This window comes from Pedobacter psychrophilus (genome assembly GCF_001652725.1).
Classification (GTDB): domain Bacteria; phylum Bacteroidota; class Bacteroidia; order Sphingobacteriales; family Sphingobacteriaceae; genus Pseudopedobacter; species Pseudopedobacter psychrophilus.
Genome location: NZ_LWHJ01000022.1, coordinates 132,477 through 144,722, shown reverse-complemented (window position 1 = coordinate 144,722; position 12,246 = coordinate 132,477). Strand labels below are relative to the sequence as shown.

The window sequence follows — 12,246 nt, the reverse complement described above, 5'->3', positions numbered from 1 at the left end:
ACCCCGATTCCATATTCATGAAGAAATTACTGTTACTATTTGCATTTATTCCATTGGCATGCTCTCACTCCGTAATTTTTAATGCTGAAAAAGCAAACCAAATTATTGCCAATGACTTTGCAATAGCAGCCAAACAATATCATAAACTTCTTGAGGTATCTACCGATTTGACCAAATATCCACGTGGAGATGCTAAAGACGGAACTTTGCGCTTTGTAGGAATAAACGACTGGACAGGTGGATTTTGGCCTGGCGCCTTATGGTACATGTACGAATACACTGGCGAACAGAAATGGCGTGATGAGGCTGAAAAGTGGACCAATTCATTAGAAGAAAATCAGTTTAATACCAAGCATCACGACATTGGTTTTATGATGTATTGCAGCTACGGAAACGGTTATCGACTTACCCATAATGAAGCTTATAAGCCTATACTTATTCAGTCTGCTAAATCGTTAATGGTGAGATATTCACCAGAAGTTGGCAGTTTCATGTCATGGAACCCTCGTAAGGCTATCTGGGCTCAGAACGACTGGGAATTTCCAGTAATCATTGATAATATGATGAATTTGGAATTAATGTTTTTGCGAGCAAGATAACGGGTGACAACACTTATAAAAATGCGGCAATCAAACATGCTGAAACGGTAATGAAAAACCAAGTACGCCCTGACTTTAGCGCATACCATGTTGTAAGTTACGATTCGACTACTGGAGCAGTGAAATATCGCCAAACAGCACAGGGATTCTCAGATAACTCGGCTTGGGCAAGAGGACAAAGCTGGGGGATTTACGGCTTTACGGTTTGCTATCGTGAAACAAAAGATATTCGCTTTCTTAATACTGCTGTGGGTATGGCAGATTATTTTCTGGATAACGAAACACTTCCTTCAGATAAAATTCCATTATGGGATTTTAATGTGGGACAACCTGGTTTCAATCCCGAATGGCAGTTTGATCCATTAAAGTATAAAGAGATTCCGAGAGATGCCTCGGCGGCAGCTATTACCTGCTCGGCTTTACTTGAATTGAGCAAATATATAGATAAAGATAAAGCATTTAAATACAAAAAGGCAGCTAGCCAGATGATCAGCTCCCTTAGTTCTTCCGCTTATATGGCCCAACCAGGAACAAATAATTATTTTATATTGAAACACAGTGTAGGTAGTTTTCCGGCAGGAGCAGAAATAGATAGCCCGCTAATGTATGCTGATTACTATTTTTTGGAAGCACTGCTTAAGTATAGAGACATAGCCAAATAATTGAAATGAAATTAACATCATTAACTAAAATTTTGCTTTGGCTGTTGCCTAACTTATTCTTTTTTGCTGATACTGCTTATTCGAGACAAGGCCAATCTAAAAACAAACCAAATATTGTTATTATTTATACGGACGATTTGGGCTTTGGGGATATCAGCGCAAATGGAGCAACCAAGATAAGTACACCAAATATAGACCGTATTGCTGCGGAGGGATTACGTTTTACTAACGCACATGCTACATCTGCAACTTGTACACCATCCCGCTTTTCTCTGCTTACAGGCAAATATGCTTGGAGGAAATCCGGGACAGGGATTGCTCCCGGTGATGCAGCGTTAATTATACCAACAGATAAAGAAAGTATGCCAGGCATGCTTAAACGAGCGGGTTATAAAACAGCAGCAATTGGTAAATGGCATTTGGGACTTGGGCCAAAAGGTGGCCCTGATTGGAATGGAGATATAAAACCAGGACCTTTAGAAATTGGCTTTGATTATACATTCATTATGCCTGCAACTGCTGATAGGGTACCTTGCGTTTATCTGGAAAATCATAGAATTGTTGATTTGGACCCTGCGGATCCAATTTTAGTTTCATACCAAAATAAAGTTGGTAAAGAGCCTACTGGAAAAGAAAATCCAGAACTTTTGACAATGAATACTTCTGACGGCCATAATGGAACAATTATAAATGGTGTTAGCAGAATAGGTTGGATGACAGGTGGTAATAAAGCCCGATGGATTGATCAGGAAATGGTAAATGTGTTTACCAATAGGGCAACAAACTTTATTGAAGAAAACAAAGACAAGCCATTCTTTCTTTATTTTGCTACTCATGAAATTCATGTCCCAAGAATTCCGAATTCAAGATTTCTTGGTAAAAGTGGCATGGGAGTTAGAGGCGACGCTATTTTGGAACTAGACTGGAGTGTGGGTGAAGTGTTGAAAATTCTTGACAAACTGAAAATAGCTGACAACACCATCCTAATATTTACGAGCGACAATGGCCCCGTAATTGATGACGGATATGCAGATAAAGCTGCTGAGTTACTTAATGGACATACACCTTCTAGTATGATGAGGGGTGGGAAATATAGCGCATTTGACGCAGGTACACGCGTTCCATTTATTGTAAAATGGCCTGCAAAAGTTAAAGGAGGTAAAATATCAGATGCCTTATTTAGTCAGGTTGATTTATATTCTTCAATAGCTGCGTTAACCAAACAAAAAATAAATGATGACAATGCGCCTGATAGTTTCAATTGTTTAAACACTTTACTTGGAGGTAAAAAAAATAGGGATTATGTAATTGAACAATCCTTAAAAAGTACATTGGGAATTATTATAGGTGACTGGAAATATATTGAGCCTAGCGATGGACCGCGAATGAATATAGGAACAAATACAGAGTTAGGCAATAACCCTAAACCACAGCTTTATAACTTGAAATATGATATTGGCGAGAAAAATAATCTTGCAGAAACATATCCAAAAAAAGTGCGAGCATTATCACAAAAACTTCAACAGGTAAAAGAAGCAGATGTTACAAGAAAAAGTGTTTCTAATTAAATAGAAACACTTAGGTAAAAACCTATCAAGTTTTTTTATTACTGAAATTTAAAATTGTCACTAGTTCTAATATAGTTTTAGTGAAGCAACTTATTTAAATTTCTAAAACCCACTATCATTTAGCGCAAAAGTATTTTTTCGTTCTTTCCATTTTCCCTTTGTAAAATCTGGGAATTCCTGCGGCATATTTCCTGATGAGATAGATTTCTCAGACAAAGGAGTGATTACACTCATTGTTACAGAGTCATAAACATCAATTGGGGTTTGCTTTTTCTGCTTAACTGCTTGTATAAAGCCGTTAAACACAAACCAATCCATCCCTCCATGGCCAGCTCCTGTTGCTTCTTTCTCATACTTTTTCCAAAGTGGATGATCATATTTATCAAACCACTCTTGTGCTGCATCCCATTGGTCATTCTTTTTTGACTTACCCTCAATGTAAACTGATTTTGCAACATCCATCCAAATCCCTTTTGTACCCTGAACACGAAAACCAAGTGAATAAGGTCTTGGCAAATGGGTATCATGTGATAATAATACCGTCTCGCCGTTGGCACAATTAATCACAGTAGTGGTCACATCACCGTTTTTGTAGTTGATATTAGCATTTGGATTTCCAGGCGACAGTTCATTTACATACGATGAAAGTCCTCTTGCTTTTGAACTAAACGAACTCAAGCTAGTAAACCTATTTCCCGCATTAATATTGACATAATGCATTAGAGGTCCTGCACCGTGAGTTGGATAAATATCTGCATTCCGATCAATATTATATTGTGTTCTCCATTGCGCTTCACTATATCCGTCTGGGCCAAATTTTACGCCACCGCCAATGGCTTGCTTTCCGTTATTAAATAAAACCGGACGCAAATCATGCTGATATCCACCTTCCAAATGCACAAGTTCGCCAAAAACATTTTGACGGACCATGTTTAGAGCCGCCATTACATCTCGTCTATAACAAACATTCTCAAGGGTCATGTAAGGTACTCCTGTTTTTTCGTGGGTTTTAACTATATCCCAATGGTCATCCACAGTTAAACCGGCAACTACCTCACAACCAACATACTTTCCAGCTTCCATGGCGTCTATTGACTGTTGGTGATGAAATTCCCACGGAGTGGCAATAATCACTGCATCAATATCTTTTCTTTCAAGGAGTTTTTTATACGCATTAACACCTCCGGTATATTCTTTTGCAGCGTGTTTTCCTGATTTGGAGATCATTTCCCTACAATGCATTAAAGAATCTTCCTGTGTGTCACAAATTGCAACAATATCTACATCGCTTCTTTGCAATCCCATTTCTATGTGATTGCGTCCACGTAAGCCAACTCCAATATATCCAAGCCTTACTTTATCCGTCCCGGCAAAAAGTTTCAAGTTTGGCATAAATGCAAAACTGGTTGCGGCAATTGCGGAATTTTTTATGAACTCTCTTCTTTCCATTATAAAAAATACTGATTTAATTAAACCTGTTATTTGTGAAGATAAAAAATTTATCTGCATCAATAAATGGAGTTGGTCATGTAAACCAACGCAAACGTTTGACTTCTCAGTAAAATTTTCCGCCTCAGACTTTGCTGAACAGAAAATTCTTCTGACATTAAGCTCAAATTAGTTACTATGACAAATAAACCTGCCACAATTAAGGAGATTGCGAAAAAACTTGGTGTTTCTACTTCTACTGTTTCAAGAGGATTGCATGATCACCCGAGCATTGGTCTCACTACTCGTATGAGAATTAAGAAAGTGGCAGAAGAATTAAATTATACGCCTAATCAAACAGCAATTTTTCTTCAGAAAGGCAAAACATTCACTATAGGAGTTATTCTTCCCGAGCTTTCTGAAGCTTTTTTTTCTGCTGCAATAAGTGGTATTGAAGATACAGCAAATAAAAAAAATTATCATGTTTTAATGGCGCAATCCCATGATAATGCAGAGAAGGAAAAACATTTGGTTGAAAAAATGAAAAGCCATAGAGTTGATGGCCTCATTGTCTCGGTTTCAAAAGAAACTTCCAGCTTTGATCATTTCACTAATCTTCGCAAACATAATATTCCGGTTGTTTTCTTCGACCGTATCCCATCGCTTGATAATGTGCATTATGTAGCGTGTAATATGGAAACTGGAACTATAGAAGCAGTAACTTATCTTTTAAAAAAGGGACACCGAGCAATAGCAATGATCAACGGCCCTTCAACACTTTTAGCAAGTAACGAAAGAAAAGAAGGATACATAAAAGCCCATACAAAAAACCGTTTAAAATATGATCCCAGTCTTATTGCTTCATGTAATCTTACAGAAGAGGGAACGATTAAAGCAATGGATGAATTGCTTGCCAATAAAAGAAAGCCAACCGCAATTGTTGCATTTAATGATTATGTTTCCCTTTATGCAATTAGATATGCAAGGCGGCTTAACCTAACTATCAATAAAGATATTGAATTTGTGAGTTATGCCAACCTACCACTGATTAACTTTATGGATCATGTGCCAACAGCATCGGTAGAGCAACATCCTTATCTGCAAGGACAAAAGGCAACAGACATACTTCTTGATTTGCTGAACAATCCTGATAATGCACAACAGGCATTTTATAAAGTTATTATTGAATCGCAACTTATTGAGAACAATAAGACTATAGGTAGTATTTAAAATAAGACAATCGTTTGTGTTGGTTAATGACACTCGCAATACTTAAATTTAACAATTATTTAAAGTTCACTTTATATCTCTTTATAGGTTGGAAAAAATAGTTGAGGCTTTTGGCTTTAATCAAAGCAATTATTCTGTTGAAAAAATAGAAAACGGACTTATTAATCATACTTGGAAACTGAAATCTGAAAATAAAGCATTTATCCTTCAGAAAATCAACCATCATATTTTTAAAAATCCTGGAAATATTGCCAAAAATATTTCGATGATTGGAAATTACCTTTCCAAACATAGCCCTTCGTATCTATTTATTTCGTCGATTGGAGCTAAGTCTGGTAAAAATTACTTTCAAGACACTGATGGCTATTTCTATCGCCTCATGCCTTTTGTAATGAAATCACATACCATTACCACGGTTGAAAATATACATCAGGCTTATGAAGCAGCAAGACAGTTTGGGAAATTCTCTAGGCAGTTATCAGACTTTGACACTTCCAAGTTATTTATAACACTACCTGATTTTCATAATCTTACGCTTAGATTTGAACAATTTAAAATCGCTTATAAAACTGCATCAACAGATTGTCTAAAATCTTGCGAAGAATATATTAGGTTAGCATTTAAATATCAATCAATTGCAAATCAATATTCTGATATCATTAACAAATCAAATATCCCGAAAAGGGTAATTCATCATGATACAAAAATCAGTAATGTTTTATTTGATAAAGAAGATAACGGGATTTGTGTGATAGATCTTGATACCGTTATGCCTGGATATTTCTTTAGTGATCTTGGTGATATGATGCGTACTTATCTTTGCCCTGTAAGTGAAGAAGAAGAAGATCTCTCCAAGATAAATATCCGTTTAGATATGTTTGAGTCGATTGTAAAAGGCTACTGTTCTGAAATGGGTGATGTGCTTACTCCCGAAGAAAAGAGTTTATTTACTTACTCGGGCAAGTTTATGATTTACATGCAAGCTATTCGCTTTTTAACCGACTTTCTTAATGGTGACACTTATTACACAACCACCTATCCCGGTCAAAATCTCATCAGAGCAGAAAATCAATTTTGCCTGTTGGAAAAATATATTGCCCAAGAATCAATCCTTACTGAGATTTCCGCAAGTTATTGAGAGGTTTAAAATTTGAATCATCAATTAGAATTTTGACAAGCCGTATTTAAAAAAAACTAAACAAATATGTCAACCACCAACTCTATATCATCTAAAAAAGGTATTAATCCAGTCATCATTATCGGGGCTTTGTTTTTTGTATTTGGATTTGTTACTTGGCTTAACGGTACTCTTATCCCATTTTTGCAACTTGCATGCGAGCTTACTACTTCACAAGCTTTGTTAGTTACTTTTGCATTTTATATGGCCTATTTCTTTTTAGCCATCCCCTCCTCATACATATTAAAAGTCACAGGTTTTAAAAAGGGAATGGCCTTAGGTTTAATAGTTATGGCAGTAGGCGCTTTGTTTTTTGTACCGGCCGCAAATATGCGTAGTTATCCACTATTTTTAATAGGCTTATTTGTACAAGGAATGGGATTAGCATTATTGCAAACTGCATCTAATCCCTATATCACCATTGTTGGTCCCATAGAAAGTGCAGCGAAAAGAATTAGTATTATGGGTATCTGTAATAAAGTTGCTGGCGCTTTAAGTCCGTTGATATTAAGCGCATTGGTATTAAAAGATGCACAGGCTATAGAAGATAAAGCAAAAAGTATTATAGAACCAAGCCAACGCGAAATTTTGCTTTCAGAACTAGCCCAGAGAGTAATCACTCCATATATTATTATCGCCATTGTACTTTTTGTATTAGCGTTGCTCATCATTTATTCATCATTGCCAGAAATCAATACAGATGAAGACGAATTAGGCCTAGACGGAAACTTAGTAGCACCAAAAGCCAGCGTTTTCAGCTACAAGAATTTAAACTTGGGTGTAATCTGTTTATTTTTGTATGTAGGTGTTGAGGTGATGGCTGGCGATGTTATAGGTACTTATGGAAAATCTTTAGGCATGAGTTTAGACCAAACTAAAATATTCACCTCATATACTTTAGCTTCGATGGTATTAGGTTATATCATCGGTATAATTTGCATTCCTAAATATATTAAGCAAGAAAAAGCCCTTATGCTATCGGCAATTGTAGGGGTTTTATTTACTGTGGCTGCTTACTTAACAACAGGTTATACCAGTATTTTTTTTATTGCTTTATTAGGTTTAGCAAACTCTTTAATGTGGCCAGCAATTTTTCCATTATCAATAAAAGGATTAGGAAGATATACCAAAATAGGTTCAGCACTTTTGATTATGGGTATTTCTGGTGGGGCAATTGTCCCACAGGTTTATGCACTATTAGAACATACAATGGGCTCGCAGCTAGCATTCTTACTAAATATGCTGCCTTGTTATCTTTACATTTTATACTACGCAGTTAGTGGTCATAAAACTGCTACTATAAAATAAAATATAGTCTTAACATTCTGTGAATTCAAAAATTTTAATGTATGAATTGTTATCACTTAAAAAATATCTTTTTAATATAATTTTCAATACTTACTTCACCATTTTAGATGATAAATTATCAGTTACTTTTGTTTCTCCCTTAAATGAGGCTTAAATTGTCAAATAAGTGCTTTTCATTTATTGATTTTAATTTTATTAAAACTAAACCTTAACAAATGTCTCGTTTAAACCTTTTAGAAGAAACCCGTTTTGAAAAAATACCAGTTTCTATTTTTCCTAATGAAAATCAAGCATCTATTGCCGCTGCTCAAAAAATTGCAAATCTCATCCGGAAAAATAATAATGGTAAAAAACCTACTGTTTTAGGTTTAGCAACAGGCTCCACACCTATTAAAGTTTATAAAGAATTAATTAGGCTCCACAAAGAGGAAAACCTAAGCTTTGAAAATGTAGTTACTTTTAATTTGGATGAGTACTATCCAATGAAAAGCGATGCCACTCAAAGCTATGTTACTTTTATGAATGAAAATCTTTTCAATCATATTAACATCGAAAAACAAAACATAAACATTCCTGATGGCACACTCGAAGAAAAAGACATTGCAGCATTCTGTTTAGCTTATGAAAAGAAAATTTCAGCATATGGAGGGCTAGATTTACAATTATTAGGTATTGGCAGGACAGGGCATATTGGATTTAATGAACCAGGCTCGGCACCAAACTCAGGAACAAGATTAGTTACACTAGATGATTTAACTCGTCGTGATGCTTCAAGAGATTTTGGAGGAAAAGAAAATGTTCCGACGAAAGCTATAACAATGGGTGTTGGAACCATCTTTAAAGCAAAAGAAATTATTTTATTAGCTTTTAATAAAAAGAAAGCAAGTATTGTTAAAAAAGCTTTAGAAGGTGAGATTTCTCCAAATGTACCTGCAACATATTTGCAATTATCGGATAACGTTGAGTTTATTTTAGATGTTGATGCGGCATCAGACCTAACCAGGTTTGACACCCCATGGCTAGTACGTGATTGTGATTGGAATATTGAAACCATAAAAAAAGCAGTAATTTGGTTGGCTAAAAAAATAAATAAACCGATTTTAAAACTTACAGAAGATGATTATAATAGCAATGGAATGGCGCAGTTGGCAACTGAAAAAGGTCCTGTTTATAATTTGAATATTGATATTTTTAACATACTACAACATACTATTACTGGCTGGCCTGGCGGAAAACCTAATGCAAACGACAAGCAACGACCAGAACGGAGAGAACCCTCATTAAAACGATCAATTATATTTTCTCCACACCCAGATGATGATGTTATTTCCATGGGTGGTACATTTATACGCCTTGCAGATCAAGGTCATGAATTACATGTAGCTTACCAAACATCTGGAAATACCGCAGTTTGGGACGATGACGCTTTGCGTTTTTTAGAGTTTAGTATAGATTTTAATAGAATGCAAAATTTGGACGTTAGTGTGCTAGAAAAAACTTACCAAAATATTCATGCGTTTTTAAAGACTAAACAGCCAAACCAAACAGATATGGCAGAACTGCTTTCTATCAAAGGTTTAGTTAGAAAAGGAGAAGCCATTGCAGGGGCAAGATTTGCAGGTGTTCCAGATAAACGCATTCATTTTATGGACTTACCTTTTTACGACAGATTTAAATATTCAAATTTTTCTGGCCTTGAAGATGATATTTTGCAGACTATGGATTTATTGCGAGAAATAAAACCTCATCAAGTATTTACAGCTGGTGATTTTGAAGACCCACATGGAACTCATAAAGTTTGTTTTAACATTGTTTTACAAGCCTTACAAAGGTTAAAAGAAACTGATGATTGGGCTAAAGATTGCTGGTTGTGGCTTTACAGAGGTGCTTGGCATGAATTTGAAATCCATGAAATAGAAATGGCAGTGCCCTTATCCCCAGCAGAGGTAAAAAGAAAACGTTTAGCTATTTTTAAACATCAATCGCAAAAAGATGCTCCGGTTTTTCCTGGAGATGATGCAAGAGAATTTTGGGTAAGGGCAGAAGAAAGAACAGCAGAAACTGCAAATGTTTATAACCAATTAGGGTTAGCGGAATATGCTGCAATAGAAGCTTTCAAAAGATATCATTTTTAAATGCTAATTAATTAAAAACCATAAGCGGAACTCAGGATTATCGCCAATTAAATTTGGATAAACAATATTTAAATGATGAGGGATGAAAAATTAAACTAGGATTATTAGGCTTATTATTTACTTGAGCATAAACGTTGAAATATCCGAAAATAATCAACATCGTAAAACATAAATTCTTCATGGTTGATACTAAATGTTATGAAACTAACCTACAAATTATACAATTAAACTATTGCAATAATATAGAGAACCTAATTAATATTTAAACCTATTTCTTTTATATACCCTAACATAATCTACATCCATACTTATGCTGTCCTAGAAATTTAATTGATTTAATATCCAAATAGATTAACATTTCATTATTTATGATTTATTTATTTTCAGATACTCTTCTTTTTAGCTGTGCATCATATAAAGATAAAGGATAAACTTTACCTTTATTTAAATTCTCTGTATAAATCCATTGGTTATTCAAATCTGATGTATCTCCGTTTATACCTATTTTAAATTGGGGTTGATAAACACCTACCAAAATGCTTTTGGGATACATTTGATGACTCAAATTTTTATTTACTAATCCATTTATAGGCAATCTCCAACTATAAAAAAGCTCAGAATTATTGGTGTTAAAATCGGCTAATTCAATATTCCACCAAGTGTTATAATTTGCGGTATGAGGCAAGTTATTTGCTGCTCCACCACCACTAATTTTATTCATCCCTTTAATATTTTCAAATAAGTTCTCTGCCGGAGCAGAAAAACGCCTGTCGTTGGTTCCATGGAAATCAAAGAAACCTGGTTGACCGCTTAAAGCTTGATAATTGATATTTCTAAAAACATTGCCATAAGCATTGCCTTCGCCACTTAAAACATGTGAAAAGCTATTTCTAAAACTTAAGTTTTCTATTAAATTATCACAGGCATGACTGTAAATTTTAATACCACTATGACCATCAAAACCTAAAAAATTCACATTTTTAACTGTTACATTTCTACTATCTAATAAATAAATTGGGCTGGTAAAGTTTTCTAAAGTCACATTTTTAATCCAACCGTTTGCTACTCTGCAAAAATTAATCGCATTCCAACCGTAATCCATTTCCTCGCTTTGGTATTTAGGACTTCCCTCGCAACCGTGGTGACAATAATATCCTGCCCAGGCAGATTTAATATAAATATCCTCCACTCCTATTTCGGTCAGCATTGGTGCTTTAGCTAAAACTGGCTTGTATTTTAAGTCGAAATCTCTTCTTAAAGGCTGCTTTAAGGTAATGCTATTTTTATTTACAGATTGCACTTGAACTAACCATTGATAAGATGGCGCACTACTGGGTCCGGCTTCTTTTGCGGATGCCTCAAAGTCGTAAAATTGTTGAATAGGTTGTAAAATATTTTTGATGAGGGTTCCGGTGGTATCAATATTATAGAGACCTAATAAAATATAATCGTTACTCTTTATACCTTCAGTGCTTTTTAATTCTAGTTTTTGATCGCCTTTTTTTGCTCCTTTAAAAATTTGAGTTAGAACTTCTGCAACCTGGATTCCTTCGCTTACCACACCTGCATTAGTCGAAATTGCTTTAGAGCGATAGGTGGCATCTGCCGGATAATCTAAACCCCAAAAACTTTTTGTGTTTTGTAAATTAAACCCTGTTTGAATAAGGGCAGGAGATAACCAAGGACTTCCATCATTTTGCGTAAGCTGATTTCCATCAAAAAAAACAGTTCCATCCACAGTGTTTCCTTCTCCTCTTAAAACTATATTGCTATAATTAATTTTTAAAGAACGCTTTTCTCTGGGGTCCATGTTAAAGTAATAAGTGCCTTTCGGAAAAAACAAAACGCCACCACCTTCTGCACCAATTTTATCAATTAATTTTTGAACTTCTTTGGTTTGGTCTTTCATGGAGTTTGCTTTAATACCTTGTTCAGTTACGTTTATTACATTCTTTGTAACTGAGGGTATAGCCAGCTCTCCATAGTGGTAACCAGCATAAGAAAAATCAGGTAAATTACTTTTTTGGCTGTTCTTAACAAATTCCCTGTAAATATTGGCTTCTTGTTGAGCAAAAACCGCAAAACTGCTAGCGAATAAAAATACAGTTATAAAAAAAAGTTTCATGTTATTGGGTTGTG

The 12,246-nt window shown here is 35.2% G+C and carries 9 protein-coding genes; 7 read left to right on the top strand and 2 right to left on the bottom strand.

Features of this window, described 5'->3' with window-relative positions:
• Positions 1 to 17 precede the first annotated feature (17 nt).
• The 3 genes from A5893_RS18025 to A5893_RS05480 are packed head-to-tail and all read left to right on the top strand — an operon-like array spanning position 18 to position 2,829.
• Positions 18 to 599: a glycoside hydrolase family protein gene (locus A5893_RS18025; RefSeq protein WP_232456808.1), complete on the top strand. Its 582-nt coding sequence runs from the start codon at positions 18 to 20 to the stop codon at positions 597 to 599.
• Between the two features lie 50 nt (positions 600 to 649).
• Positions 650 to 1,261 carry a hypothetical protein gene (locus A5893_RS18020; protein WP_232456807.1) on the top strand — a complete coding sequence of 204 codons (612 nt, stop codon included), beginning with the start codon at positions 650 to 652 and terminating at the stop codon, positions 1,259 to 1,261.
• A gap of 5 nt (positions 1,262 to 1,266) precedes the next feature.
• Positions 1,267 to 2,829 carry a sulfatase family protein gene (locus tag A5893_RS05480; RefSeq protein ID WP_068821554.1) on the top strand — a complete coding sequence of 521 codons (1,563 nt, stop codon included), beginning with the start codon at positions 1,267 to 1,269 and terminating at the stop codon, positions 2,827 to 2,829.
• Between the two features lie 102 nt (positions 2,830 to 2,931).
• On the opposite strand, the gene A5893_RS05475 is transcribed toward A5893_RS05480, so the two are convergent.
• Complete coding sequence (locus A5893_RS05475; protein WP_068822092.1) at positions 2,932 to 4,278, bottom strand: Gfo/Idh/MocA family protein; 1,347 nt, start codon at positions 4,276 to 4,278, stop codon at positions 2,932 to 2,934.
• Between the two features lie 177 nt (positions 4,279 to 4,455).
• On the opposite strand from A5893_RS05475, the gene A5893_RS05470 reads away from it, so the two are divergent.
• From A5893_RS05470 to nagB, 4 genes are all read left to right on the top strand, one after another.
• Positions 4,456 to 5,487 carry a LacI family DNA-binding transcriptional regulator gene (locus tag A5893_RS05470; protein ID WP_068821553.1) on the top strand — a complete coding sequence of 344 codons (1,032 nt, stop codon included), beginning with the start codon at positions 4,456 to 4,458 and terminating at the stop codon, positions 5,485 to 5,487.
• Between the two features lie 88 nt (positions 5,488 to 5,575).
• Positions 5,576 to 6,625: a phosphotransferase enzyme family protein gene (locus A5893_RS05465; RefSeq protein ID WP_068821552.1), complete on the top strand. Its 1,050-nt coding sequence runs from the start codon at positions 5,576 to 5,578 to the stop codon at positions 6,623 to 6,625.
• Positions 6,626 to 6,691: 66 nt separating this feature from the next.
• Positions 6,692 to 7,972: a sugar MFS transporter gene (locus A5893_RS05460; RefSeq protein ID WP_068821551.1), complete on the top strand. Its 1,281-nt coding sequence runs from the start codon at positions 6,692 to 6,694 to the stop codon at positions 7,970 to 7,972.
• Positions 7,973 to 8,187: 215 nt separating this feature from the next.
• On the top strand, positions 8,188 to 10,107 hold the full coding sequence (gene nagB, locus A5893_RS05455; protein WP_068821550.1) for a glucosamine-6-phosphate deaminase: 1,920 nt from the start codon (positions 8,188 to 8,190) through the stop codon (positions 10,105 to 10,107).
• Positions 10,108 to 10,480: 373 nt separating this feature from the next.
• On the opposite strand, the gene A5893_RS05450 is transcribed toward nagB, so the two are convergent.
• Positions 10,481 to 12,232 (bottom strand): glycosyl hydrolase family 28-related protein, encoded by a 1,752-nt coding sequence (locus tag A5893_RS05450; RefSeq protein ID WP_068821549.1) that lies wholly within the window; start codon positions 12,230 to 12,232, stop codon positions 10,481 to 10,483.
• Positions 12,233 to 12,246 lie beyond the last annotated feature (14 nt).